At 69.7% G+C, this 25,058-nt stretch carries 23 protein-coding genes and 2 pseudogenes; 14 read left to right on the forward strand and 11 right to left on the reverse strand.

Annotated elements, in window-relative coordinates; all coding sequences use genetic code 11:
* The first annotated feature begins 403 nt into the window (after positions 1-403).
* The 4 genes and pseudogenes from AS857_RS37430 to AS857_RS11080 all read left to right on the forward strand — a co-directional run bounded on the left by AS857_RS37430 (position 404) and on the right by AS857_RS11080 (position 3,516).
* Positions 404-2,071 (forward strand): mycolysin, encoded by a 1,668-nt coding sequence (locus AS857_RS37430; RefSeq protein WP_245699760.1) that lies wholly within the window; start codon positions 404-406, stop codon positions 2,069-2,071.
* Between the two features lie 259 nt (positions 2,072-2,330).
* A pseudogene (locus AS857_RS40330) lies at positions 2,331-2,496 on the forward strand (IS5/IS1182 family transposase); the annotation flags it as partial.
* A 132-nt stretch (positions 2,497-2,628) separates the two neighbouring features.
* Positions 2,629-3,258 (forward strand): hypothetical protein, encoded by a 630-nt coding sequence (locus AS857_RS11075; RefSeq protein ID WP_058042942.1) that lies wholly within the window; start codon positions 2,629-2,631, stop codon positions 3,256-3,258.
* Positions 3,259-3,366: 108 nt separating this feature from the next.
* Positions 3,367-3,516 (forward strand): hypothetical protein, encoded by a 150-nt coding sequence (locus AS857_RS11080; RefSeq protein WP_245699762.1) that lies wholly within the window; start codon positions 3,367-3,369, stop codon positions 3,514-3,516.
* Positions 3,517-3,588: 72 nt separating this feature from the next.
* Here AS857_RS11080 and AS857_RS11085 read toward each other — a convergent pair whose 3' ends face one another.
* Positions 3,589-4,674: a hypothetical protein gene (locus tag AS857_RS11085; RefSeq protein ID WP_058042943.1), complete on the reverse strand. Its 1,086-nt coding sequence runs from the start codon at positions 4,672-4,674 to the stop codon at positions 3,589-3,591.
* Between the two features lie 239 nt (positions 4,675-4,913).
* Here AS857_RS11085 and AS857_RS11090 point away from each other — a divergent pair, with 239 nt between their 5' ends.
* Positions 4,914-5,525 carry a DUF6461 domain-containing protein gene (locus AS857_RS11090; protein ID WP_144440774.1) on the forward strand — a complete coding sequence of 204 codons (612 nt, stop codon included), beginning with the start codon at positions 4,914-4,916 and terminating at the stop codon, positions 5,523-5,525.
* Positions 5,526-5,575: 50 nt separating this feature from the next.
* On the opposite strand, the gene AS857_RS39895 is transcribed toward AS857_RS11090, so the two are convergent.
* The 5 genes from AS857_RS39895 to AS857_RS11110 all read right to left on the reverse strand — a co-directional run bounded on the left by AS857_RS39895 (position 5,576) and on the right by AS857_RS11110 (position 10,576).
* Entirely contained in the window at positions 5,576-5,722 is a 147-nt protein-coding gene (locus tag AS857_RS39895) for a hypothetical protein (RefSeq protein ID WP_160330208.1), read from the reverse strand.
* Between the two features lie 12 nt (positions 5,723-5,734).
* Positions 5,735-6,505: an alpha-ketoglutarate-dependent dioxygenase AlkB gene (locus tag AS857_RS11095; RefSeq protein WP_058042945.1), complete on the reverse strand. Its 771-nt coding sequence runs from the start codon at positions 6,503-6,505 to the stop codon at positions 5,735-5,737.
* A complete protein-coding gene (locus tag AS857_RS11100; protein ID WP_058042946.1) occupies positions 6,489-7,718 on the reverse strand; it encodes a hypothetical protein in 1,230 nt (409 codons plus the stop codon). Before AS857_RS11100 ends, AS857_RS11095 begins: the two co-directional genes overlap by 17 nt.
* 688 nt (positions 7,719-8,406) lie before the next feature.
* Positions 8,407-9,243 carry a hypothetical protein gene (locus tag AS857_RS11105; protein WP_338058264.1) on the reverse strand — a complete coding sequence of 279 codons (837 nt, stop codon included), beginning with the start codon at positions 9,241-9,243 and terminating at the stop codon, positions 8,407-8,409.
* A gap of 403 nt (positions 9,244-9,646) precedes the next feature.
* Positions 9,647-10,576: an NADP-dependent oxidoreductase gene (locus AS857_RS11110; RefSeq protein ID WP_058042947.1), complete on the reverse strand. Its 930-nt coding sequence runs from the start codon at positions 10,574-10,576 to the stop codon at positions 9,647-9,649.
* Between the two features lie 98 nt (positions 10,577-10,674).
* Here AS857_RS11110 and AS857_RS11115 point away from each other — a divergent pair, with 98 nt between their 5' ends.
* The gene (locus tag AS857_RS11115; protein ID WP_058042948.1) at positions 10,675-11,055 is read left to right on the forward strand and encodes a winged helix-turn-helix transcriptional regulator; all 381 of its coding nucleotides are present in this window, start codon (positions 10,675-10,677) and stop codon (positions 11,053-11,055) included.
* 254 nt (positions 11,056-11,309) lie between these two features.
* Here AS857_RS11115 and AS857_RS41210 read toward each other — a convergent pair.
* A pseudogene (locus AS857_RS41210) lies at positions 11,310-11,435 on the reverse strand (hypothetical protein); the annotation flags it as partial.
* A gap of 204 nt (positions 11,436-11,639) precedes the next feature.
* On the opposite strand from AS857_RS41210, the gene AS857_RS41215 reads away from it, so the two are divergent.
* Together AS857_RS41215 and AS857_RS41220 are read left to right on the forward strand one after the other, a co-directional pair.
* A complete protein-coding gene (locus tag AS857_RS41215; RefSeq protein WP_245699764.1) occupies positions 11,640-12,509 on the forward strand; it encodes an LLM class flavin-dependent oxidoreductase in 870 nt (289 codons plus the stop codon).
* Between the two features lie 148 nt (positions 12,510-12,657).
* Positions 12,658-12,801, forward strand: coding sequence for a hypothetical protein (locus tag AS857_RS41220; protein ID WP_245699766.1), 144 nt, complete (start codon positions 12,658-12,660; stop codon positions 12,799-12,801).
* A gap of 333 nt (positions 12,802-13,134) precedes the next feature.
* On the opposite strand, the gene AS857_RS37440 is transcribed toward AS857_RS41220, so the two are convergent.
* Positions 13,135-14,451 (reverse strand): DUF4334 domain-containing protein, encoded by a 1,317-nt coding sequence (locus tag AS857_RS37440; protein WP_245699768.1) that lies wholly within the window; start codon positions 14,449-14,451, stop codon positions 13,135-13,137.
* A gap of 393 nt (positions 14,452-14,844) precedes the next feature.
* Here AS857_RS37440 and AS857_RS11135 point away from each other — a divergent pair, with 393 nt between their 5' ends.
* Genes AS857_RS11135 through AS857_RS11145 form a run of 3 tightly spaced genes read left to right on the forward strand, consistent with a single transcriptional unit; the run spans position 14,845 to position 18,575 of the window.
* Positions 14,845-16,365: a prenyltransferase/squalene oxidase repeat-containing protein gene (locus AS857_RS11135; RefSeq protein WP_058042951.1), complete on the forward strand. Its 1,521-nt coding sequence runs from the start codon at positions 14,845-14,847 to the stop codon at positions 16,363-16,365.
* Positions 16,366-16,368: 3 nt separating this feature from the next.
* Complete coding sequence (locus AS857_RS11140; protein ID WP_058042952.1) at positions 16,369-17,733, forward strand: cytochrome P450; 1,365 nt, start codon at positions 16,369-16,371, stop codon at positions 17,731-17,733.
* A gap of 32 nt (positions 17,734-17,765) precedes the next feature.
* Positions 17,766-18,575, forward strand: coding sequence for an SDR family NAD(P)-dependent oxidoreductase (locus AS857_RS11145; RefSeq protein WP_079110236.1), 810 nt, complete (start codon positions 17,766-17,768; stop codon positions 18,573-18,575).
* A gap of 60 nt (positions 18,576-18,635) precedes the next feature.
* On the opposite strand, the gene AS857_RS11150 is transcribed toward AS857_RS11145, so the two are convergent.
* Positions 18,636-20,501: an RICIN domain-containing protein gene (locus AS857_RS11150; RefSeq protein WP_058042953.1), complete on the reverse strand. Its 1,866-nt coding sequence runs from the start codon at positions 20,499-20,501 to the stop codon at positions 18,636-18,638.
* Between the two features lie 191 nt (positions 20,502-20,692).
* Here AS857_RS11150 and AS857_RS39900 point away from each other — a divergent pair, with 191 nt between their 5' ends.
* Positions 20,693-21,160 carry a helix-turn-helix domain-containing protein gene (locus tag AS857_RS39900; protein ID WP_160330209.1) on the forward strand — a complete coding sequence of 156 codons (468 nt, stop codon included), beginning with the start codon at positions 20,693-20,695 and terminating at the stop codon, positions 21,158-21,160.
* On the forward strand, positions 21,097-21,732 hold the full coding sequence (locus tag AS857_RS42330; protein WP_079110239.1) for an IclR family transcriptional regulator domain-containing protein: 636 nt from the start codon (positions 21,097-21,099) through the stop codon (positions 21,730-21,732). Before AS857_RS39900 ends, AS857_RS42330 begins: the two co-directional genes overlap by 64 nt.
* Here the strand turns inward: AS857_RS42330 and AS857_RS11160 are convergent.
* Together AS857_RS11160 and AS857_RS11165 are read right to left on the reverse strand one after the other, a co-directional pair.
* The gene (locus tag AS857_RS11160) at positions 21,701-22,462 is read right to left on the reverse strand and encodes an oxidoreductase (protein ID WP_058044073.1); all 762 of its coding nucleotides are present in this window, start codon (positions 22,460-22,462) and stop codon (positions 21,701-21,703) included. The two genes, AS857_RS42330 and AS857_RS11160, sit on opposite strands and share 32 nt — an antisense overlap.
* A 101-nt stretch (positions 22,463-22,563) precedes the next feature.
* Positions 22,564-23,055, reverse strand: coding sequence for a Rossmann-fold NAD(P)-binding domain-containing protein (locus tag AS857_RS11165; RefSeq protein WP_245699775.1), 492 nt, complete (start codon positions 23,053-23,055; stop codon positions 22,564-22,566).
* A gap of 789 nt (positions 23,056-23,844) precedes the next feature.
* On the opposite strand from AS857_RS11165, the gene AS857_RS11170 reads away from it, so the two are divergent.
* Positions 23,845-24,579 (forward strand): MerR family transcriptional regulator, encoded by a 735-nt coding sequence (locus AS857_RS11170; RefSeq protein ID WP_058042955.1) that lies wholly within the window; start codon positions 23,845-23,847, stop codon positions 24,577-24,579.
* Positions 24,580-25,058 lie beyond the last annotated feature (479 nt).

Raw genomic sequence — 25,058 nt, forward strand, 5'->3', positions numbered from 1 at the left:
GTCCGTCACGTCGCCCCCCAGGCTCGTTCCCCCACCGCCCGGTCCGGCACCGGACAGGAGCGTGCACACCCGCCGTCCGCCCTCGGCGGCCGATCCGGAGAACGTACGACATCGCGAACTACCGCCGCCGGCAGGCTGCGTCACGAGGACGGACCGCCGAAACCAGTGACATGCACAAGCCACGAGGTATAGGGTTCCGGCCACTGTTACCCAAAGTATTGCTGTGGCCAATGATTCATCGCCGCAGCACTCCTGGGCCAGTACCCAACCCCCCTCACAGCTCTGCCGACATGCACCGAATCGGCCGTGCACGTCGCAGGAAGGCATGTCGATGTCCCGAGTACGGACCCGAATACGACCCCGCATCCGCATGGGTTTCCCGAGACCCGCCGCTCTGACCGCGATGGCAGGAGCAGTCGCCTGCCTGGCAGCCGTCGCTGTACCGTCCGCGACCGCGACCACTTCGGCGGCCGCCCCCGACCAGGCCGCCGCCTGTACGATCCGCCCCGCGGAGAAGAACTCCGAAGCACCCCTCAGCTGTCTCGGCGTCACCGCCTCCCTCGACCGGCTGCCCGCCGTGGGCGAGCGGGCCACCCTCACCGTGAACCTCAAGGCGCAGACGGACGTCAAGCACGCCGGTCTGTCCGTCCAACTGCCGCCCGCGCTCCGTCTGACGGGCGAGAGCCCCGGTTTCACCGCCCCCACGACGGACGCCTTCGGGCAGCGCACCAGCCGGACGCTCGCCCTCACCCCCGGCACCCGCACCCTCACGCTCGACGTCACGGCGATCGCAGCCGGCCCCGTACAAATCCAGGCGGACATCAGCGACACCGACCGTCCGGACCCGCGCCGCGCCGGGCACGGCTCAGTGGAACTCACCGTCGGCAGGACCAAGGGCTCCTCCATCAAGGGCATCGCGATCACCAAGGCCGCCGCGACGTCGGACGCCCACGGCCCTGTGAGCGACGACCGCAAGGCACGCCCAATCGCCCCCAAGGCCCCTGCACCCGCCCGCACCCCCGGCCTCGCCTCGCCTTCGGCCGGCGTCGCCGCGCAGGTCTGCATCAGCGGCACCTTCCGCAACCGCTTCCAGTCCGCCGAGGGCGGCAGCTGGAACGGCAAGGCCAACCGAGACGAACCGGTCAGTAACGCCAACATCACCCTGTGGGGCCGGCCCACCGCCAACAGCGGTACACAGAAGCTCGCCACGGGCATGACCGGAAACGGAAACGGCGCGTTCAACCTCTGTTACACCCCCACCACCTCCGTCACCTCCAAACTCTGGGTGGAGTTCCAGACGCAGGCGGGCCGGATGTGGTCCGTGATCGACGGCAACGGCCGCCTCTACAGCACCGCCACGTATGCGCTGGACAACGTCTCCCGCAGCACCGGCCTGGGCAGCGTGTACGCCAACGCCGGGCAGAGCCGGGCCTGGCACGCCCTCGACACGCTCAACAAGCTGTGGTGGAACCGAGGATCCACCACCAACTGCTGGGCCGGCAGCCAGCAGGACAACCGCTGCACCCCCATCACCGTCCAGTGGTACCCCGGCTCCACCGACGGGACGTACTGGACCGCCGGCGAGGACAAGATTTACCTCGCGGACAACGACCCCGACTCCGAGCACACCACCGTCCACGAGGCGGGCCACGCCCTCATGGGCAAGCTCTACAACGGCTGGTGGCCGAACGTCACCAACTGCTCGCCCCACTACGTCAACCGCACATCCTCCACCAGCTGCGGCTGGACCGAAGGCTTCGCCAACGCGGTGGCGTTCCACACCTTCAACGACACCACCTACTACTGGGGCAACGGCAGCTCCCTGAACCTCGCCAATGACCGCACCACGACCGGCATCGACCAGGGCGACGCCTGCGAGGCACGCGTGGCCACCGCGCTGGTCGACCTGTGGTCCCAGGTCGACGGAGGCTGGACGAAGAGCAACACCATGATGACCAAGACCTGGCAGTCCAGCTTCCGCGAGTACTTCCTCACCGACCGGCCCGACTACGGCCTGGACACGGGCTCCAAGGCCCGGAACATCCTCTACAACCACACCATTCAGTACTGACCGATCAGCACCTGCCCGGTCCGGGCCGCCGCCCAGCGGCCCGGATTACGCGGACATGCAGTGCGCTCCCGGCGGGCTGGTGTTCCCCACGCGCGTTCCAGCCCCGCGTTCCAGGCACCTCACGTCTCCCCTGGTCATGGGCCGTTCCCCCGTTCGGGCAATGACGAATTCGATCCGGGCTGTACCGGGCACGGCGAAGGATCCGGCACGGCTCTCCAACGGCTGGCAGAATGACGTTGATTGAGGCTGGACATCGTGTCTGCCGGGCGGGTTGAGCGTTGTTCGACTCGTGGGGGCATCGCCGTGGATCGTGTCGGACGCACTGTGGGAGCGGATCGAGCCGCTGCTGTCCGCGCAGGGATCGCAGGTTCCGGCATCCGGGCCGCAAGCGGCTGCCTGACCGGCAGGTGCTGTGCGGCATACTGTCGGCGATCGGCGTGCGTGTCCTGCCGCCCCGGACCATAACGGACGCCACCCAAAGGGGCTGGGACTTCACTCGTTCGTGGGCGAGGTGGGCCGAGCCCGGCGCGGGCGAGCACCTGATTAGGCTGGCGGCTGTGAAATCGAAGATCTTGTCAGTGCTCATAGCCGGTTCGGCGTGCCTGGCCGCCGCGGCGTGCGGGAGCGAGAAGTCCAGCGGGAACAGTGACAGCGCCAAGCCCAAGCCATCGGTCACCATGCTGCCGCAGAGGCTGGAGAAGCCGCCGACCCTGCCCGAGGAGAAGCTGCAGCCGTCCCCGGCTGCCGATGCTCCGTTCAGCGAAAACCTTCAGTACGAGTTGCGCCGCAAGACCCTGGAGATGGCCGGAGCACCGGGAAAGATCACCGCCGAGTGCCCGGCGGACATCTCCTCGAACAGTGGAACGAAGGCGACCTGCAAAACCACCTACGAGGGCCTGGAGGTGGAGTGGAACGTGACCATCGGCGAGAAGTCCCTCTTCAACACGGTGAAGTACAAAGCGATCCCGCGCCAGGGGATCCTCACCCGCGACGGCGTCGCCCGCCTGCTCTACGGCAACTACCGTGACTACATCGACTACGCCCTGTGCAACGACATCCCCAAGGCCGTTCTGGCGCCCCTTGGCACCCAGTCCAAGTACGTCTGCGAAGTGGTCGACAAGGGGGAGAAGCCGTCCGGCTACGGCCAGCCAGTGCGAGCCACCGACTCCGGACCACGGTACTACTGACGGGCCGCAGGCCCGAGAAGTACTCACCAGGCCGCCGTCCGACTCTGCAAAGCGAGCGCCCCGTGTCACCGGGTCGCCATCATCTGGGGAAATCATGCGATGCCAACCGTGACCATGCCTGCGGACGTCGCAGTGCGACATGCACGGGACATCCTGGACGCCGGGCCGCACTTCTGGATCCACCCGCTCGGCGGTTCGGTGCTCATCGAATGCCTCATGGATGGACAGGTGACGGTCGCGACGATTCCGTCAGGCTGAGTACAGAACCCTCTGGAACGCCCCGTCGAGGAATCGGCGGGGCGTTTCGTGGCCTCCACCGAGCAACGCCCGCTAGGACCGCGTAGCCCTCCCGCACTCGTCCCCGGAGGACTCGCTCCGCCCGACCGGTGTGCTGCGGTCGTACGGGTCGATCTCCGTGCCGGTTCCGTCCGCCCGGCGGTCCGTGCCGAAGGGTGGGGTGAAGTAGCCCGTGGGGGCGCCGCAGCCGCCGTTGGTCATGTCGTACTTGTACGAGACGATCGAGAACGTGCCCGGCTCGGTGATCACCTTGCCGGGGTCGTCCCAGTTCAGGACCAGCTCGCGCCGGACGATCGTGCGCACGATCTCGTCGTCGCTGCCGCCCGCGTCCGCGCGGGAGACCGGGTAGACGAAGGTGACGTCGGCGGTCACCTGGAGCGCGCCGCGCTCGCCCTCCCGGTAGGTGAGCCGGCCCTGGGTCTTCACGACGTCGCCGACCAGACGGGTGCGGGAGGGCTGGAAGCGGCTGAAGAGGAGGAGGGGGTCGTTCTTCTCGTCCGGGGTCCGGAAAGCGGTCTTCAGAAGGTCTTGGACGTCCTTCTGGTGAGGGTTGATCAGCGCAATCGCCTTCTCGGGACGCTCGCCCCGCAGTACCCCGCGGTCCAGACCGGACGCGACGAGGAAGTCCCGGCTGCTGGCAAGGGCCCGCTCGACCTCGGCCGCGCTCATCCAACCGACCGCACCGGCCTTCGGCACGGTGATCCCCGCCGCTCCACTCGCCCAGCCCGCCGCCGGCGAGCCGCGGAACGGCTCGTCCACGGTGGGGCGCTGGGCCGCCCCCGCAGGTACCCGGGTCGGGCCGGCCGCCGACGGCGGGGAGTCGGCGCCGGCGAACAAGTCCACTACCCGCCCCGGCGCGATCGCCACCACCAGCAGCACCAGCAAGGCCAGCAGCCCGACCACGTACCAGCCCGTGCGCCGCCTGGGCCGCACGGGTGCGTAGCTGCGCCAGCCCTCCGGGCCGCGGCCGGGCTCCACGCTCAGCCGCTTTGCCACGTCACGGGCCCGCGCCGACGGCTCCTTGGGCGCGTCGGCGGCACCCGCCACCGACTCACGCAGAAACCGCTCCCACTCCTCGTCGGACCTGGACGAGCCGTCCGGCTCCGTACCCGCGCCCATCCCCAGCCCCCTGGCAATCAGTAGTCCGCGGCCCACTCCTCTGGGACGCGTCCGCATAATGACACAGAGAGCTGACAGTGAGATCGGCTGGGCGGACGGTGTGGGCGCGCCACCACCCTCTCAACTGGCCAACTGAAGAGCTCGGTCGCAGTCGGCCGGCCTCATTCTGTTAAGCGCTGAAGGCCCCGATGTGATCACCGTCGCTTCCTCGCGGCAGTGCAGGGCCGTAGCCTCCGCTCATGAATGGTGCGCGTGATGGAGTCACCTGGCTCACCGAGTCCTACAGTGACGGTTTCACCGTCATCTTCTGTGCGGATGAAACTGCCGAGGGACTCTTGCGAAGACTGGGGGCTGATGGTGCGGCGATCCGGTCGATGAGCCGGGAGCAGGCCGAGGCCATCGACTTGTTCAACCACTACCAGGACGAGGACGACCTCGACAGCGTTGGCCTCGATCTGGAGGAGCTCCGGTCCGGCGGATTCGTTGCGGATGGCGGCGAGGTGGCCAGGGCGGGTGAGACCTTCGGGTGGGCTTACGCCATCGAGAGCTTTGGCGCTGCGTTGAACGATGAGGCTCTCGTCGAGCGTGCCTCGGTTGGTACCCGGCTGATCTGCTTTCGACGGAATGTTAATTCGGCTTCGTGGCTGACCTGTGCGGTGGATGGCCGTGTCATCTGTTCATACGACCCGCTCCACCCGGACGGCTATGAGGCTGAGGGTTTCTCCATTGCCGGGTTGCTCGAGGCGGAGGACCGCACGGGGCGTGTGCTCCAGGAGTTGGAGGCTTGGGGGCTTGGCGTGCCGCGGAGCTTGGATTTCGAGGATCTCCCGGCGGTGAGGATCCGGCCCTGAATGCGGCCGGCGGGCCGGACGGAGTGTCCGACCCGCTGGTCATCCCAAGGCTAGTAGACGCAGAAGGGGGAGCCGTCAAGGATGCGGTTCTTGACGTAGTGGCGGGAGAGGCCGCCGCCCGATCTGACCGCCTTGTCGTCTGCCTCCCGGTGCAGGGGCTTGCCGCCGTAGTATTCGTTGCCAGGAGGGTTATTCAAAAGCCCTCAAGGTCAGACGGGCGGCATCAGATCGCTCTCGCTGACGGTGTACGTCAGTTGAGGGTAGATGAAGTCCGTTTCATTGTTCTCACGGCGCCGCAGTCGGTAGAACTCGTGCCTCTGCTCATCGTCGGCCGATATGAGGCGCGCACCCTGCGGGAGGTAAACGTGTCCGTCGCGAAACCGGACAAAGGTCTTTGACGTTCGAAAGGTTACTCCCAACCATTGGTTGTCCGCCGTCCGGCCGGGCGTGTCTAGTACGATCTTGTGCCGGAGTCGCCGATTCGAGTCGACAGAAAACGCGACGATGCTGTTGTGGGTGAGGGGGATCTCGAACTTCTCGGCGCCGGACCCCTTTGATTCGAAGATCAGCTTCCTCGGCGGGCTCGATTCGGGATGCTGGTAGCAGGAGAAGACGGCGATGAACGACTCGTTGGCCAGATCGAGGGCTTGGTCGGAATGACTGCCCATGGTTGTGTAAGCGTTCGTGTAGATCTCGATGAGAGCGTTGTTGAAGCCGACCGGAAGCGCCGCGCGTTCTTGAATCTGTTGCGCCAGCCGTTCGTGCACCGCCTGGAAGCGCTGCGTCGGGCTGCTGTATCGAGTGGTAGTGCGTACGAGAGGCACACCACCCGCCTCGCCAACCTTGGTAAGCACGGCGCCTCGCCGGCCTTTCCCTGCGTCTTCGAAACGAGCCGACGCGGACAGCTCCGCAAAGAGATTCTCCTCGGTTGGCAAAGCGCACGAGAGGACCTCATCCGAGATCCTAGGCGCGGGGGGCAACGTAGTCTCCCGTGTTCATGCTGAAGAGAAATTCGTCGCCGTAATCAATGAAGGACGAGGTCCTGTTCTCCTCGGCGTACAGCCTGCGCAGCTCGTTCATGCCGGCCGGCGTGGGTGGTCCCAGCTTCACCAAGTCTCCGCCCACCTTGAGGAATGTGTGGCCGTTCTTGTGAACGGCTTCGGCGCTCGAAGAGCGCACCACGTATCCCAGGCGGGTCGGGAGCAACTCGGCGTCCAGCGCTGAGGGCCGGATTTCGTGCGTATACAGGCGGTTGGTGGACAGCGGCATGAAAAACACGGAGCCGGGATAGAGAGTCAGGGTGAACTGAGGGGGGAGCGCGACCCCGTCGCGTTCTCCGGTCGGTTCCTTGAGGCGGAAATGGAGTTTGGCCAGCCCGCTGGTACCCCTCACACCGTAGTCGAAGGCATCTTCGGCCAGGGGCTGCAGCCTGTCGAGCCGGTCATAGAAGGTGCAGAAGGCCATGAGGCCATTGACAGGCATGTCCTTGGTCTTGTCGGCGTGGGCCGAGATCTTGGCCTTGGACTGCTTACGCTCGGCCGTGGCAAGGGTGTTGTGGTAGATCTGAGCGAGGACGTGATTCAGCGGTGCCTGGTTCCGGAAGACGGTGGCGGCCTCGCGGTTCAGAGCCTCGACGATGCGCGTGTCGGTCAGGCGAAAGCTCTCGGTCGGCCCCGAGAGATTCGTGGAGCACCGGAGCAGGCGGAAATGTAGTTCGTCACCGTTTCGTGTGACGGGCGTCAGATAGATTCCGCTGCGATGGGCTGTTCCAGGCTTGGTGGACTCCGTCAGGGACTGGAACGCGTGCTCCGCACGGATCCGCCCGAAGTGATCGTCGCCGAGCCCGAAGAAGCGACGGTAGTACACACCGACGCCGTGTACGCGGATGGGAACTCGGCCGAGGTCGACGAGGGCCCAAGGGTTGTCGACGTCCTCGTGGCAACCGTGTGATAGGTCCCGGATGACGAATACCCGGGCAGCCGCATGCAGTTGGCGGCCACTGATCCCGGATATATCCCCACACAGGTAGACGGTCTTCTGAGCGAGGTCGGGTGAACCAGAAGCGAGGTCCTCTGGCGTGATGACGGACCCGAAGAAGTCCCTGATCAAGTCATGATCTTGCAACATCGAAGGCGCAACCAAGATGTTGCTCGCCTCCTCGATGCAGGCTTCTGTCAGCCCTGTTGTGTACATCAAACGGTACCCGCCATTCGCAGATCTTGGTGGATTGCTCAAAACCGTGGACATGGCAACGGCCCGCACTCTTTCATTTGTGTTGCGAAGCGTAAACGAAAGGAGGCGGACCGTTGAACGTTGATGCTCTCATGAGGCTCGAAAGCGGGCAACGGGATACCGTCTCCGCGCACGGTCGCCGGCTGGATCCTGACTCACCCCGACACCCTTGCCGGAGAGCGAGTGCTTGAAGCTGAAATCCGTCCTCGCCGGCTGCCCCGAAGACCCTCCGCCCACGCAGGCTGGTTCCACGAGGCCGGGCTGCTCGCCGTCGAGGAAACCCGCCTCCTGCCGGGCCGGGCTGACCGGGGCCTGGGGGTAGCAATGGGACTGCGACCGCCCGAGGTCTGAACCAGCGTCAACGCGACATCGAGAACGCCAGATACGACGGCCGTCGTACCGCCTTGAAACGATGCCGCAGCGGGTGCGACGCCGGCTGCGAGGCAGGCAATTGCCAAGGGAGCCGGCTCGGGTGCGCCGGAGCGGAGGCGACGGACGCGAAGCCGACGTGGTGAAACTCGCCGGCCTCGACTTGGCTGCACCGGCAGCTGCCGGCCTCATCCTGGAACAGGTCCCCGCCGAAGCTTTCTGCCGGGGCTCACCTGTCGCAGGTGTCGATCCGACGGACGGAAGTCGTAGATCCGTGGCGCTAATCCCGCAACCGCACCCCGTGCCGCTGCCGCAGTCGGTGGATCTCCCACCAGGCCAATGCCGTCACCGACGCCGGGCCACCGAGGAACGCGCAGACCCCGAGTGGCACCGGGCCCGGCGGCAGGCCGCCCGACGACAGGCCGCGGAGGGCGAGCGCCCAGACCAGGACGGTGGTGACCAGCGCGGGCAGCGCCGCGTGCACGGCGGACAGGTTGAAGGCGTGGCGCAGCGCCGGGCCGGAGGCGAAGCAGAGGAAGAAGATCACCCACCAGAACGGCGCCCAGCACACGAACAGCACCGACACTCGTAGCAGCAGCCCGAACAGTCCGTTGGCGCTGCTGGGCAGCAGTCCCATCCCCTTGGCCGCCGCCATGAACAGCAGCGGCACCAGCACCCAGGCGCCGAAGTACCACAGGGCCGACCGGCCGGCCGGCCACAGCTGCGTCCGCATGGCCCGCCGCGTCTCGGGCCTGGCCGCCCAGAAGAGCGGCGCCACCACCGCCACCGCACTCAACAGCGCCAGCCAGGGCGCGAACAACACCCCTTCCAGGAGCTGTCTCTGCGCCTCCCACACGTCCTGCCAGTCACCGAACGCGGCCAGCAGCACCCCCGAAACGACGAGGGCCACCCAGGCCCGCACCCGCTGCACCCGGAGCGCCTCGGGATCCTCGATGTACCCTTCCGGGCGTACGGGGAAGATCCGGCGCGCCATACGGCGTGACGTACGGGCCAGTTGGTAGCCGACCAGCAGCGGCAGGGTCAGCCACCACAGGAACGGGAGGAGCAGCACCAGCAACACCCCGGGGCGCATGTGCTCCCGCCGCCCCTTCAACACCTCACCCAACGGCGGCCATTCGTCCTCACGCAGCCGTCGCCACAGCGGCGTGTACGGCTGTGGCGGGTCGCCCGCGGGCCGCGGCCCGCCGTTTGGCGGCCGCCCGGGCGGTCGGGGTGGGTCCATGCTCATGGGCGTCCCTTCCACGCTCCCCGGAGGGAGACGCGCCCCGGCCTGGCCACGGTTCCCGACCGGACGCCCCGTGCTGCCGGGGCGCGCCGTGCCGGCCCCGGCACCGGGCATGAGGCCGGGCCGTACACACTTGCTCGTGCTCGAACGACCTGGCATTCGCGGAAGTCGTGTTCGCGGTAGCGGCAGGTGTGCCCCTTGCCGGGTTGTCACAGGCGCGAGTCACCAGCCGTTCATGAGTGGAGCCGCGCTCACGCGAGGCCCCACGACGGGATCAGACGGTGAGCACGAGCTTTCCCCGGAGGTGACCGCCATCGAGCAGCCGGTGCGCGTCGGCGACGCGCTCGAACGGGAACGTCTCCTGCACGTGGACCCGGAGCCTGCCCTGTTCGGCGAGTTCGACGAGACCTCGCAGGGCGACCGGATCGGGGTCGACCGCGATGCCGCTGAATCGCATGCCGGCCGCCTCGTACGTGGCGGCGAGCTCCGCATCTTCCTCGGCGACCGCGGTCACCAGGTGGCCGCCTGGGCGGAGCACTTCGAGCGACCGCTCGGCGGTGTCGCCGCCGACCGTGTCGAGCACGACGTCGATGTCGCGGACCGCCTCGGTGAAGTCGACCGCCGTGTAGTCGATCACCTCGTCGGCGCCGAACCCCTCGACGAACTTCCGCTTGGCCCCGCCGGCGGTCGCGATCACGTGCGCGCCGAGCGCTTTCGCGATCTGGATCGCGACGTGACCGACCCCGCCACCACCGCCGTGGACCAGGACGCGGTCGCCCTCGGTCACGCCGCCGAGGTCGACGAGGCCCTGCCACGCCGTCAGCCCGGCGATCGGCAGCGCCGACGCCTCGACGTGCGAGAGCGACGCCGGCTTGCGTACCAGGTGCAACGCCGGCGCCGACACGACCTCGGCGTACGCGCTCGCCGCCCGCGGGAACAGCGGCATCCCGAACACCTCGTCGCCGGGCCTGAACCGCCACGTCCCCGGCGCATCCTCGACCACGCCGCTGATGTCCCACCCGAGGATGAACGGCGGCCGGCCGATCAGCGGGAACTCACCGGCACGCAGGCGCGCCTCCAGCGGATTCAGCCCGATCGCCTTGACGCGGACGAGAACCTCGGTCGGGAGGGGCCGGGGCTCCTGCACGTCCACGATGGTGAGGACCTCGGGACCGCCGAGCGTCTGCTGGGTGATGACTCGCATGACTCTCCTGGCTTGGGAAGGAAGGGGAGGAAGGGAAGGGAAGGGGGAGAGAATCCAGGCTAGGTATCCGATAGGAACCGGCAGGTACCCTTGGCGCCATGAGCGGTTTCGGCCCCGGCGATCCCTTTCTCGCCGACTGTCCGGCCCGTCTGGCGGTCGAGCTCATCGCCGACAAATGGACGGTGGTCGTGCTCTACGGCCTCAGCAAGGGCCCAGTACGCCATGGCGAGCTCATCAAGCTGATCGGCGGCATCTCCCGCAAGATGCTCACCCAGACGCTCCGACGGCTCCAGGCGCACGGACTCGTCCGCCGCCACGCCTACGCCGAGGTGCCGCCCCGCGTCGAGTACGAGCTCACCCCGCTCGGGGCGACGCTCATCGATCCGATCCACATGCTGACCGAGTGGGCGAGGGCGAACGGCGACGCAGTACTCGATGCACTCGACGCCGCCCCCGAGCCGGTTGCCCCTGGCGACTGAGGCCCCGCCAGGGCACTGTGCATCCTCTCGGCCGCTACTCGGCATCGGCCCGGCCGCGCTCGGTCTGCAGGCTGCACTCGACTCGACACGACTCCCACCTCCCCACATGGAGCCCGGCGGGCGGCGCAGTCAGCCGAGCATCGCGTACAGCTGGGCCCTCGACGTGATACCGAGCTTGGGAAACACCTTGTACAGGTGGTAGCTGACGGTCCGGGGCTCAGGAAGAGCCGCTCGGCGATCTCCGCGTTGCTGAGCCCCTGCGCAGCGAGCCTGCTGACCTGTAGTTCCCGGGCGGTCAGGAGCGCGTTGCCGGGGAGGGCCGGTGCCGGACACTGCGCGGGGAGGGTGGCGCCCGCGGCGCGCAGCTCCCTGCGGGCCATGTCCGCCCACGGCGTGGCGCCGATGCCGCGCAGCTCGTTCTCAGCCCGGCGCAGTTGCTCCCGGGCCGCCCTGACCCGGCGGCAGCGGCGCAGCCACTCGCCGTAGAGGAGACGGGTGCGACCGGCGTCGAACGCGGCGAGCGGGCGGGCCTCCAAAGCGGCGGTGAACAGCGCTTGGGCCTCGTTGTCCTCGGCGAGCAGCGCGTGACACCGGTGACGGGCCGCGCCGAGCGGCCCGTCACCGTCGTGGAGAAACCGCGCCCCCGCACAGTGCAGGGCCTCGCGTGCCCGCTGCGGCTCTCCGGCTCGCACGCATGCCTCCACGAAGTCCGGCAGCACCAGCGCGCCCAGCATGAAGTGGCCTGCGGTGCCTCCAGGAGCGCAGACCTCGCCCAACAGGCGGACGGCACGCCTGGGCTGCCCGTCGGCCAGGGCGTTCAGGCCCAGTGCCCAGTGCCCGAGCGTCACCGCGGAGGCAATGCGGCTGGCGACGGCCACCTTCAGGCATTCCGCCGCCAGGGCGCGGCAGGTGTCGGCGTCTCCCTGGGCGGCGGCCAGCCACGCCAGCATGGCCCGCAGATGCCCCGCGGCGCCGAGCAGATGCTGAGGGACTCCGTCGAACAGGCGGTACTCGCCGAAGAGGCCGGGTTCGACCGCGTCTGGGCTGTGGAGCACCACGGACTCAAGGGGTACTCACACATGAGTACGTCCGAGATCTTCCTGACCTGGGTAGCCGCACGGACGTCCCGTATCCGGATCGGTCACGGAGTCGTCACCCTGCCGTTCGGATATCAGCATCCGGTGCGCGTCGCCGAGCGCACCGCGATGCTCGACGTGCTCTCCGGCGGACGCCTCGACATCGGCGCCGGACACGGCGGAAGCCGGCAAGAGCTGGCCCTGTACGGAGTGGATCCGGACACCGCGCGCCAACAGGTGCGGGAAGCACTGGAGATCATCACGGGAATCTGGAAAACGGAGCGGACGGAGCGGTTCGAATGGCATGGTTCCCTCGACATCGGCCCCGGAGAGATCTTCCCGAGGCCACTCCAGAGTCGCACCCGCCCCTTTTCATGAGGACCCGGCCATCGACGGACAGCAGGCTCTCAGCAGGAAGAAGCAGGCAGTCCTGGACGAGATCGCTGCCTGCGGAGTCGCTTTGCGGCCCGAGTATGTTACCGCGTACAACACCGACCACCCTTACGGTACGGCGGATATGGCGGTGATGCGTGTTGAGGAACTGGCGGACGCGGGAGCGGACGAAGTGATCTGCCTGGTCCAGATGGGGACCGTCCCTCACAGCGTGTGTCTGGAGACGATTCGGCAGTGGGGCGCCAAGGTCATCCCGCACTTCCGTGTCCCGCAGTAAAGCGTGTTGCAGAAGGCTGCGGGTGGGCGGGTGGGTGGGCCGGCCGGGCGGTGGCCACGACGACTTTGGCGTCAGAAGCCGTTGTCCTTCCGGATATGAGCCTTGAGTTGCCGCTGTTCAGGCACGGATTCGGTGTCGCTGCGGCGCGGTCGCCGGACTTAGCGTGGCCGCGAGCCGACGGGCGACGTCGGTGATCCCGGCCCCCTCGCCCGCCTCGGGGGTGGTGGCCGGGGCGTACGGCGAGGGTGCACTGAGTCGGACACCGACCGCGCCGCCGGCCTCGATGCGCTCCGGCGAGAGGAGCAGTGCACAGCGCCGAGCGGTCCCGGTCGGCTACCCGCCGTGGCCGGGCGGCCGGGGCGCCGGGACCGGTACGCGGGTGAGGTGGAAGTAGAAGTCCGCGGGCGCTCCCTTCTTGTCCATCAAGCCCAGCAGCACATCGTCGGTGAGCCGCCGGAAGTGGTCGATGATGGGTAACTGGTCATAGACCATCGCCGTGGACTGCTTGCCGCGGTAGACGACCTCGTGGAGCGTCGCGAGGCCCATTTCCTCGTACGAGAAGACGTTCCCCTCCTCGTCGCGGCAGAGCAGCGGTTCCACCTGGCCGGGAGAGGCGAACCGCTTGCCGTACCACCGCATCTTCGCGAGCAGCGCGGCGTTCTCGCTGGTGTGCTCGAACCCGCCGCCCCGCCAGGTGCCGATGAGGAGGTCGGTGTCGACCGGTTCGAGCCGGTCGAAAAGCTCCGCAAGTCGTGCGTTGTCGCACTCCCCTGCGGACGTGATGATGTCCAGAACTTCCTGCACGACGCGTTGGATGCTCATGGGCGGGATCTCCCTTGGCCGGGGGACGGACGGTGTGTGCCGGGTGTCCGTGGCGCCGCCCGCTCCGCCCGGCAGGCGAGAGGCCGCCCTGCCGGGCCGTACAGGGTCGAAGCGGTGGTACATCCGCGCGTGCCAGAGCACCACCCGCTCCAGCGCCACCGCGGAACCGTACCCGGCCGAGCTGAGCGGAGCCAGGGCGCGTCGGCAGCTTTCCAGCCCCGCCTCGGCACGGTCGTGCGCCTCTTGCTCACTCAGGCCGATGGCGAGCGCGTCGGCCTTTCCCTCGGACTGTTCCCGGTGGTGGCCGCGCAGGTCGTTGAGCAGACGAATCGCGATGGCGCCCTCGCGCAGCGCGCCGCGCAGTACGGGGAGCCGCCGTGGCAGATCCGGTTCGTCCAGAAGGGTCCACAGGGCGGTGACCTGCTGTTCGACGCCGATGGTCCAGGCGCCGTGCCGCAGGTAGTCGGTCAGCTGTGGCACAGCGCCACCGGCGTCCGCGGCCCGGGCCGCTGTGCTTTCGTGCTGCATGCCGACGAGGGTCTGATGCATGCTTTCCCGCCAGAGGGCGAGGAGTTCTGGTCGGCCGCTGCGGTGCAGGTCTGAGGCGATCTCCGCCAGAGCACGGGCCATCGGATCGTCGCTGCGGCAGCCGCGGTTGCTGTCGCGATCGGCGCGTCCCGCGAGGACTTGGTGCCAGGACCGGACGCGGGCCGCGCTCTCTCCCGGCCCTGCCTGGTCCGGTGCGTCCAGGACGTTGTCGATCGCCATCAGCCAGACCATGAGCCGGGAGATCTGGTAGCAGGACTCCGAGGGCAACCAGGGTGTCATGAACGCTGTCTGAAGACACATCAGTGGAACGAGCGCGGGGTCCATGGGCAGCCCGTGCCCTTTGAGCCAGATCTCCAGCCGCGGCATGTTCTGCAACGCGGCGGAGCATGTGTCCGCTACGGAGACGATGTCCGTGGGTGGGTGGCCGGTCGGTAGCGAAGTGTCCACGCCATTCAGGCTACGTACGCGCCGGGCGGCGAACCACGCCTACGAGCCACCCGCGTCCCCCGTACGCAGTCGCAACGGATCCAGCGGAACGCGAAGGATTGAGGCCTGATGTCGACAGAATGCCCGATACCGTCCATCCCGGACGCGAATTCATCGCCCTTACCGCCCTTACCGTCCTTGTCGCCTACGCCGGACACGCGCTTGTCGCCCACGCTCGCACCCCGCGTGAACCGTGCGCTCGACCTCGCCACCCAGCACGTCCTCGCCACCCAGCGGCGCAACGGCTCCTGGCTCGCCGCCCCCGCCGCGCGCATCACCGAGACCGCCCTGTGCACGTTGACCCTGGCTCGCTCACCACACCCCGGCGCCCACCGGGCGGCCGAGCGGGGCAGGGTCTGGCTTGCGGGCGGCGCCGCCCCGCAGGGCCACCATCCGGTGGCCCACGCCGTGGAGGCCGCGCTGCTTTCGCTTGCTCTGGAGACCGGCGATCACATAGACGTGAGCCACCCCTCCTTCACGGACCGGGCGCTGTCGGCCCGCGCCCGGTTGCTCCAGGCCATCGCCCTGCACGCCGGCAGAGCGACCCGCGGCGGCACCGGGCCCGCCGCGCTGCGCGCACTCCTGGCCTCCGAACTCGCGGCCCCGGGGCGCCTCAAGCGCTGGACCCGGGTGGAGCTCTGGTCCGCGCACGCTCTGGTGGAGACCCACTTCGGCAACCAGTCGGCTGCCCGGCACGCCACCCGCGTGATCGCCGACGAACAGTCTCCGGCGGGCGACTTCTTCGCCAACCCGGTCACCACCGCTCTCGCGGCGCTCGCACTCCAGGCCGCGGCCCCCGGCACAGCCGCCGCCCGCAGCGCCGCACAGCACCTGATCACCAGCCAACTCCCCGACGGAACCTGGCGCTTCCCCACCAGCGACGTATGGGACACCGCGCTGACCGTACGCGCCTTTCACGGCGCACCGGTCTTCGGCCGCCGCGGCCTGCCCGCCGCCGTCGCGTTCCTGGTCGCGGCGCAGAACCCGGACGGCGGCTGGCCGTACCGCTCGGGCGTCGAGTCCGACAACGACACCACCGCGGCCGTCCTGATCGCGCTGGGCGGCCCGCGCGGTGTGCCCGGCACGACGATCGGGGCCGGATTACGTCACTTGGCAGGGCAGCAGACGTCCGACGGACTGTGGCGGACCTGGCAGTCCGCCGGGGACCCTCCGGTGGACGATGTGATCGCCCATGTCGTCACTGCCCTTGACCGCCACTCCGGCCGTCACCGGGTACGGCCGGCCGCGGCACGCCGCTGGCTCACCGAGCGCCTCGGCACCCAGGGGCGCTGGCACGCCGGGTGGTACCGGGGCCTGCCGTACGCCACGGCAGAGGTCCTGCCCGCCCTCGACGCCGCGGCAGCACCCGTGGCCGGGCACCCCGCCGCCAGGACGCTCGCCGAGACCCGTAATCCCGACGGAGGCTGGCCCGTCGAGCCGGGCGGCCCCAGCGTTCCCGCCGCCACCGGCCTGGCGCTCGCGGCCCTGGAACGCGGCGGCCTCCACGACGCGAACCACTGGGCCGAGGGGCTCACCTACCTCGTGGAGACCCAGCGCGCCGACGGCACCTGGCCGGGCGTCCCCCTCATGTACGGTCCACGACCGCTGCTCACCCACTACCCGACCCACACCCAGGCCTTCGCCGCGGGCGGCCTCTTCGCCGGGCAGCGCCGCCTGGGCGCCGCCCGAGTGCTGAAGGAGGGTTGACCCGTGCGGCCCGACAGGGTGCCGGAACGTTTCCCCCTCGAAGCTCCCGTCGTCCCCGGCCGGGTGCCGCTGGCCGGGCACGCCGCACGGCTCCACCGCGACGCGCTGCGGTTCGTCCGCGGGCTGCGGCAGTACGGACCGGTGACGAGGATCTACATCGGCCCGCGTCCGGTCCATGTCGTCAACTCCCCGGACATCGTCCGGGAGGTGCTGACCTCCCAGGCACGTTCCTTCGACAAGGGCGCGATGTTCGACGCGCTGCGCGTACCGCTCGGCGACGGCCTGATCACTGCCGCAGGCGACCGTCACCTCCGCCACCGCCGACTGGTTCAGCCCGCCTTCCACCACGCCCGGATCGCCCGCTACGCCCACGTCATGTCCGAACGCTCCCTGGCCCGGGCCGCCGCCTGGAAGCCCGGAACCACGGTCGATCTGGTGCCGGAGATCCACCGCCTCACCCTCGACATCCTGCTCCGCACCCTCTTCGCGGACCCCCAGGACCCCGAGCTGCACACCGCCGTCGAAGACTGGCTGTCCGTCAAGTACCACTCGATGCGCCTCGCCCTGTCCCCGCTCAACGCCTGGGCGGAACGCCTCCCGCTGCTGCCCGGATGGCGGCCGCCCGACGCCGGCCCGCTGCGCCGCCTTGTGGCCGTCCAGCAACGGATCATCGGGGCGTACCGCGCCGCGGGCCAGGACCGGGGCGACCTGCTGTCGATGCTCCTGCTCGCCGGCGGCCCGGACGGCGCCCTGACCGATGCCGAGGTGACCGACGAACTGATCACGCTCTTCCTCGCCGGGACCGGTACCGTCAGCGCGGCGTTGGCCTGGGCGCTGTACGAGATCTCCCGTCGCCCCGACGTCCAACGACGGATCCACGACGAGCTGGACACAGCTCTCGCCGGACGTCCCCCCGGCTTCGACGACCTGCCCGCACTGGTCTACACCCGACAAGTACTGACCGAGGCGATGCGGCTGCACCCGCCGTCGTGGCTGCTGATGCGCCGCACGCTGCGGCCGGTCGCCCTCGGCGGCGTACAGCTCTCCCCGGGCTCGGAGGTGTTCTTCAGCCCCTACGCACTGCACCGCGATCCGCAGCTGTACGAGGACCCGGACCACTTCGAGCCCGAACGCTGGCCACCCCAGGGTGCGGCGAAGGCGCCACGCCACACCTACCTGCCCTTCGGGGCGGGCAGCCGACTGTGCGTCGGCGAGGACTTCGCCTGGACCGAACTGACCATGGCGCTGGCCGCGTTCACCGCCCACCGACGCCTGACACCGGCCGACTCCACCCCCGTACGGCCGCTGGTCGGCACCGTCCTGCGGCCGGACCGCCTGCCACTCACAGCCCATGCCCGCCCGTCCTGATCCGACCCCGTTGCGATGGCGAGGAGCCACACATGATCGACAAGGAGACGCGCACGCCGGCGCACGCACAACCGTCGGCCGACCCGGTCCCGCAGCCCGGTCGGCTGCGCGACCGGGTCGCCCTGGTCATCGGCGGCGCCTCCGGGATCGGTGCCGCGTGCGCGGAACGACTGGCCGCGGAGGGCGCCATGGTGATGGTCGCGGACCTCGACGAGGACGGCGCGCGGCGGGTGGCCGGGCAGATCACCACGGCAGGTGGCGCCGCCCTGCCCCGCCGGATCGACGTCACCGACCCGGACAGCGTCGGCCTCGTCGTCGCGGAAGCCGCCAACCTGCGCGGCGGCCTGCGCATCGCGGTCAACAGCGCCGGCGTCATGGGCCCTCTGAACCCACTGGCCGACCTTTCGCCGGCCGACTTCGACACCGTGATGAAAGTGAACCTCTACGGCGTCTTCCACGCCCTGCGCTGCCAGCTCGCCTCGATCGCCCCCACGGGCGGCGTGATCGTCAACCTTGCCTCCATAGCGGCCCATTCGGGCTTCCGCGGCCACGCCGCCTACGCTGCCGCCAAGCAGGGCGTCCTCGCCCTCACCCGGACCGCGGCCCGCGAATACGCCGACCACGGAGTGCGCGTCCTGTCCGTTTCACCAGGCATCGTGGACACGCCCCTGCTCGCCGAACTGCCGGCCCATGCCACCGACGCTCTCCTCAGCTCCCTTCCCCTGCGGCGCACCGCCCAGCCGACCGAGGTCGCCGCCCTCATAGCGTTCCTGGTCTCCGACGACGCGGCGTACGTCACGGGCAGCGACCATGTGGTCGACGGGGGCTACCTGGCCAAGTAGCCCCCGCTCGGTGCCGCGGGGGTGCCCCCTGCGACTTTGGCCAAGGGGTGATCGGGGTCGTCAGTAGCCCCGCGACCACCACTGCAGGGAGACGGAACTCGCCGAGCACTCGTCCACGGTGACTCTGCCCTCGGCGCTGGGCGTTCCGTCTGCCGCCTTGGGGGCAGTGAGGCAGAGATGGGTCGCCTCGTTGCGGAAGCGGATCCTGCCGGATTGATCGGTCTCCGCGCGCCAGCGCCGGCCGGTGTTGTCGTTGTTGGTCCGGGGGTCTTGGCAGCGGAAGACCACTGATGGGTCTCCGGGGCGGGCGTGATCGCTGGCACGGACGTCCATGCACTTGCCGCTGCGGAGGTCGATCAGCCGGACCAGGTTGTCGCTGTAGTCGGTGTACTGGAAGTACCACCGCTGCTGGTTGTTGGGGGAATCGCTCTGCTGGATGACGAGGTTGGTCCGGTCGCCGGTACCGCTTGCCTCGGTGCGCAGTATGGAGCCGTTGGGGGCCAGCAGGCGCTGGTTCTGTGTCGAGGGCCCGTCCCATTCGCGGGGCCGGACGTTGCGGGACTTCTGGTACCACAGCTGCTGGTCACCGTCGGCGCAGGCACGGCCGCGCATGGGCCCGGGCCTCTGGGTCTCGACGGCCAGACACAGGGCCGGGTAGGCCGCGTTGCGCCAGCGCACGGGGCCGCCCTCCTCGCTGTCGGCCTCTTCGTCGACGTCGACCGCGGGGTCCTCGGGGTGCCACTGGGCACGCGGGTCGCTGCAGAGGATCATGGTGATCTCGCTCTCCGTGGACAGGTTGATCCCTGGGCAGCGGTCGTCGGCGGCCGTGTTCCGATCGCTCGTGCCACCCGCGCTCCGGGCTCCCGGTCCTCCCCGTGGGGTCGGTCCGAAGGAGTACCAGTAGCCCTTGTCCGTGGCGGTGGCGAAGACCTGAGTCGGGCGCCTGAAGTTCTCCCGCTGGGCGATGACCCGCCTGGAGGCGGGGAGCGTCTCCACGGCATTGCCGGTGGCCACGTTGATCAGCGACATGTGGGCGGTGACCGCGGGGCGTCGGCCCGGCGGCGGAGGTGGCGGCACGGCCGGTGGGTTGAACTCGACCGGGGCGTGGTCCGAGCCGCGTCCGGCCGGGATGGTGGCCACCATGCGCGGGGTGCCGCGCATGAGGGCGTAGTCGATCTCGCCGCCGTTCTGGTGGGTGGGCCGGTCGGGCCGGGCGAGGAACTCACTGGGATCGGCGGTGACTATGGTGCGTGCGGTGTTGATGGGCTGGCCGGCGATGTTGCGGTTGTAGTCGCCGAGGATGACGTAGTTCTCGCCCGGGCGGACGTCGGCCCGGATCGCGGCGAGAAGCTGCGGGGTGTCGTTGCCGCGGGCGTGGATGTTGTAGTAGACGGTGTTGCCGAGCCGGACGCCCAGGGCGCGGCGGGCACGGTAGTCGTTGTTCGTCGAGTTCGCGTTGAAGACGGGGTTGTTGACCACCCGTACCTCGTCGGCGTGTTCCTGCGTCACGACGGCAAGGTTGTTCCGCCCGCCGCCCCACGTCAGGGGGCTGGTCGGGGCAGGCCGCTCGACGTGGGTCTCCAGGAAGTACACCGTGTGGAAGCGGCCGTTGTACTCCCACGGCGACCGGTTCACGGTCATGGGCATGTTCGGGTGCGGCTGAGGCCCGGGGATGGGGATGGTCCGGCTGTCGTTGTACTGAAGGGGCACCGGCGGCGGCCCCGAGCCCGCCTCCTGAAGCGCCACCACCGGGTACCGCTCGGCGAGCGGCCCCACCTCGGAATTCCATTTCCGCCCGCCGTCGCTGCCGTACATGTTGTTCGTGGTGAAGGGACGGGACGGGTTATCGGGTGCGGCCGGCGCGGACGGGGCCACCGCGACGATCGCGCCGACCGCTGCCGTCACCAGCGCGGTCAGTGTCGCCACAGGGCGTCTGGCCCATCCGGGTGGTCTGCGAAACGCTGAACTCATGCTGGGTGTCTTCCTGCGGGGTGACATCGGTGTGCGATCAGGCGGTAGCGGTATCGGATCTATCGGATCCTCGCCGCTCTGTCGGCGGCGGGTCACCCCTGGTTTCATTGAGTGGACCCGTCCGGTGCGATCCGCGGAGCTTTGGCGTGAACAGCTCGCACGATGGGCAGTGGCGCGCACAGGCACGACCCCGCGTCCGAGGAAGCTGCCCGGCCCACGGCGAGCCCCTCTTGGACCGGGCGTTTCGTGTGCTCGGCTGTTGCGGGCCGGATACTCCGGTGCTTTCGTTGACCGCCCTGACCGTACGGGCGGATCTGCCCAAGGCCACCGCGCTGCGCATCGCCCGCAAATTCACCGAGCAGGGCGCACTGGAACGTACCGACTCCGGTCACTGCACCATCGGCCTACGGGTCCTGGAGATCGCCGCTATGGCACCGCGCGGCCACGGCCTGCGCACCATCGCCATGCCCTGTCTGCAAGTCTGCAAGTCTGCAAGTCTGCAAGTCTGCAAGACCTCTGGCACGCCACCCTCCAGCATGTGCAACTGGTCGTGCGTGAGGGCCTGGAGCGCGTCCTTATCGAGCGGATCTCCGCGCCCGATGGCCGGCGCGTGATGTACCGGGTCGGCGGCCGGATGCCGCTGCATGCCACCGCTCCAGGGCTCGTCCTGCGGGCCTTCGCGCCCGCCCAGGTGCAATCGGACTTCCCTGCTGCTGACCGGTCGGCCGACGAGGACGAGTCGACGGGAACGGCCGAAGGTCTGCGGTCCCGGCTCGCGGCCCTCCGCCGTGACGGGTACGCGCTGTACTCACGCCTCCAACGGGACACCCTCATGACCGGTGTCTCCGCCCGCATCGATGACCGGCACCAGACCGCCATGGCTGGTTCATCGACTGCACCGAGAGTCGTCCCGAGGAACTCGTGCACGACGTCGACCTCGTTGCGGGCCTGCTGCAGGAACGGCGGCATGACCGCCGCAGAGGCCCGCGAGTTGCGGAGGTCGCTGAACACCCTCCGTTGGCCGATCGGTCCCCAAGGCCGGAGCTGCGCGGTCACAGCGGCTGGATCCTCGGCTGAGGTTGAGGTTGAGGTTGAGACTGAGGCGGGCCGCAGGACGGGGCCGCGGCCGGGATCAGGCAGGGGCTGGGGCGGGGTCAGGGTGCGCGCAGCATTCCGCCGTCGATGACGTGGTCGGCTCCTGTGATCCAGGCGGCCTCGTCGGAGGCGAGGAAGGCGACGAGCGCGGCGATGTCCTCGGGTGTTCCGGGGCGTTGCAGCGGGATGCCGCCCAGTCCGGCCACCCATGTGTCCAGGGCCGTCTCGCGATCCGAGCCGTCCCGTGCGGCGGCGCGCTCCAGCAGTTCCTCGGCGGCCGAGGTGATCGTCAGCCCTGGGGAGATCCTGTTGACGCGGACGCCCCGGGGGCCGAGCCGGTCGGCGAGGTTCTTGCTGTACGCGGAGAGGGCGGCCTTGGCGGCCGAGTACGCCGCAGCCTCCCCCATCGGTTCGTGCGCGGCGGTCGAGGAGATGTGCACGATCACCCCGGCGCCCCGGGCGATCATGCCGGGGAGGACGGCCCGATCGAGCCGGACGGCGCCCATCAGATTGGTCTCCAGGTTGTGGAGCCACTCCTCGTCGTCGGTGTCCAGGACACTGTCGGGACGGGTGACCGTGCCGCCGGCGTTGTCGACCAGGATGTCGACGCCGCCCAGCTTCGTCTCCGCCGCGCGGGCCACCCGGGCCGCGTCGTCGGCCACGGCGGCGTCGGCGGTCACGAAGTGCACCCCCTCGGGGAGGCTGCCGCCGGGGCCGCGCGCGGTGGTGAGCACCGAGGCGCCCTCGGCGACCAGCCGCGCCACGATCGCGGCGCCGATGCCCCGGGTCCCGCCGGTCACGACCGCACGCCGCCCGGCCAGACGCCCGGCCAGACGCGCGGCCCCGCCGGTACGGGCCGTGACGCCGGTGGCGGTCGTGCTGTCCGTGAGGGTCGTGCTGTCCGTCGTCCGCGTTCCGGTACTCACCGGACGACCTCCTTCGCGTGCTGCGCCAGCCAGTCGGGGAGCGACTGGAGACCGGGGTTGAGCGCGCGTACGGCGTCGAGGTCGCGGTCCCCGGTGAAGGTGTCGGCGGCCTGGACGTAGTAGGCAAACATGTTCGCCACCTCGTCCGCCGCGAAGGCGCCGGAGGCGCGGTACTCGTCCAGGCTCGCCGGCCGGTAGACGACCTTCTCGCCCAGGGCCGCCGTGAACAGTCCGGCGATCTCCGCGCCGGTGTGGTGGGCGCCCGCGATGCTGACGGTTTCGCCGATCAGCTCGGGGTGGCGGAAGACGCCCAGCGCGGTCCGGCCGATGTCCTCGGAGGCGATCGCGGCGAGCCGGGCGCCGGCCATCGGCAGGGGCCGTTGCCGCCCGGACCCGGACGGCGAACCCGTCCGCGGGAGCCCGGGAGCCTGGGAGCCCGGCTCGCCGTGCCGCTCGCGCGGCGCGGCGGTCGCCGGGATCCGCCACACCGGCCGGTTCAAGAGGGTGCCCCGGCTCGCCAAGATGCTCCGGGTGCCGACGCCGGCCGACCGGGGTACCGGGGCGGCCGTGGCAGCCCGGCACCCCGCCCCAGGCCGCCCGCGAGACCCAGACCCACGCCCCGCACTGCCGGGTCGTCTTCACGGTGTACGAGATGAAACGCCTCGGCCCTGAACCGGGATGTGCGACCCTCCGGGCCCGGGCGCCTGCTGTGCGCGTTCTTCGCCGCCACGGCGGCGACCGAACGGGAGTACATCCGCAGACGGAAACCGGCCGGGCACCTGGAAGGGTGCCCGGCCGGCCACAACCGCGTATCAGACCCGAACCCGCGCTCCCGACACCTACCCGGCGCTCCGGATGTGGGCCCGTGTGGCCCCTGCATCCGGGATACACCTGTCAGGCGCGGTCAGTTGCTGGTGAGAGAGGTCAGCTTGGTTCGGCTGTCTTCGTCGGCAGGAGGTAGGACGACCAGGCACTGGTCGGGGTCCTGGGTGATAGTGAGGATCTGCCAGGGAGGGCGTGGGCGAGTGTGTCCAGGACGCCGCCGGAGGGGGCGGGCAGGCGGCCCTGTTCCAGGCGGGTGTCGTGGTCGACGCTGATCCCGGCCCGGTGGGAGGCTGCGCCGCACCGCACCCTCGGACCTGCGGGGATGCCCCCATTGCAGGCGACACCCCGGCGGGTCACCACGGCTGCAGAAAACACAGCCGCATTCTCAGGGTCCAGCCCACCACACATCCGGCGCTTGACCTTGACGCGGCGGCAAGGTCTCTACTGAGGTCATGAGGATCGGAGAGATCGCCGCGCTCGTCGGGGTCACGACCCGGGCGATCAGGCACTACCACCATGTCGGGCTGGTCCCGGAACCGGAACGGCGCCCCAACGGATACCGGGCTTACAGTGTCCGCGACGCTGTCCTGCTGGCCCGCGTACGTCGGCTGACCGAGCTCGGGCTCAGCCTCGACGAGGTGCGGGACGTCCTCGCGGACGATGCGGGGCGCGACCTGGCCGAGGTGCTGGAGGAGCTGGACACCGACCTCGCCCGGCAGGAGGCCGAGATCGGGGAGCGTCGGCGGCGGCTCGCGGTGCTGCTGGCCGCCGAGCCGGGGGAGACCGAACCGCTGTCCCCCACGCTCGCCGCGCTCCTTGCGAAGGCGCCGGACACGGCCTCGCCCACCGCCGCGAAGGACCGCGAGCACCTGACGCTGCTCGACGTCGCGGGCTCCGGAGGCCAGGAGCTGTACGCCGTGCTCGGACCGTTGGCGGCAGACCCGGCGCTGCTCGCGCTGTACGAACGCCTCGACGCGCTCGCCGAAGCCCCGACGGACGATCCGCGGATCCCGGCGCTGGCAGCCGAGCTGGTGGCGGCCGTCCCCGACGAGGTGTTCGCCGCGATCCCCGCCGAGGGGCAGATCGTGGCCGGATTCCAGGAGGCGCTGCTCGCGGAGTACGCGCCCGCGCAGGCGGAAGTCGTACGCAGGGTCATGGAGGCGTTCATGCACAGGAGCCGGGGATGAGCGGGGCGACCGCTGGGCTTCCCCCGCCCGCGCGGCGGCAGAGGGGAAGCACGGACCGTCCGCTTCCACGCCGACGACCCGCACGCGCTGATCGGCGCCCTGCGCCAGCCTGCGCTCACCTGAATCCCCCCCCGAGAACCCCGAGAACCCCGAGAACCCCGAGAAAGGGCACCTGATGAACACCGCCACCGAGAAGAACCTGGCCTTGCTGCGCACCGCTTATCAGAGGCTGCAGAGCGGCGACCTCGACGCGTGCGTCGAGCTGCTGACAGAGAACTTCATCGCCAACCTCCCCGGGATACCCGAGCGATGGCGGCGTGCAGGGCAGTACGTGAGTGATCCAGCTCGGGGAGGCGGCAGATTCAGACGTAGCGGCCCCGCGAGCGCAGGAATGCCGCCGCGCTGCTGCTGGGGACCTGTCGGCCGCCGCCGACCGCCAGTGGTCCGCCGCACGGGCCGGCCTACCGCCCTCCGCAAGG

The organism is Streptomyces roseifaciens (genome assembly GCF_001445655.1).
GTDB lineage: Bacteria > Actinomycetota > Actinomycetes > Streptomycetales > Streptomycetaceae > Streptomyces > Streptomyces aureoversilis.

Bases quoted from the DNA above. Each gene is read 5' to 3' on its own strand.
- AS857_RS37430 (WP_245699760.1), top strand. From the start codon at position 404: ATGGCAGGAGCAGTCGCCTGCCTGGCAGCCGTCGCTGTACCGTCCGCG.
- AS857_RS11085 (WP_058042943.1), bottom strand. From the start codon at position 4,674: ATGGGCGCGGGTACGGAGCCGGACGGCTCGTCCAGGTCCGACGAGGAG.
- AS857_RS11090 (WP_144440774.1), top strand. From the start codon at position 4,914: ATGAATGGTGCGCGTGATGGAGTCACCTGGCTCACCGAGTCCTACAGT.
- AS857_RS11100 (WP_058042946.1), bottom strand. From the start codon at position 7,718: ATGTACACAACAGGGCTGACAGAAGCCTGCATCGAGGAGGCGAGCAAC.
- AS857_RS11110 (WP_058042947.1), bottom strand. From the start codon at position 10,576: ATGCGAGTCATCACCCAGCAGACGCTCGGCGGTCCCGAGGTCCTCACC.
- AS857_RS11115 (WP_058042948.1), top strand. From the start codon at position 10,675: ATGAGCGGTTTCGGCCCCGGCGATCCCTTTCTCGCCGACTGTCCGGCC.
- AS857_RS41220 (WP_245699766.1), top strand. From the start codon at position 12,658: ATGCGTGTTGAGGAACTGGCGGACGCGGGAGCGGACGAAGTGATCTGC.
- AS857_RS37440 (WP_245699768.1), bottom strand. From the start codon at position 14,451: ATGACACCCTGGTTGCCCTCGGAGTCCTGCTACCAGATCTCCCGGCTC.
- AS857_RS11145 (WP_079110236.1), top strand. From the start codon at position 17,766: ATGATCGACAAGGAGACGCGCACGCCGGCGCACGCACAACCGTCGGCC.
- AS857_RS11170 (WP_058042955.1), top strand. From the start codon at position 23,845: ATGAGGATCGGAGAGATCGCCGCGCTCGTCGGGGTCACGACCCGGGCG.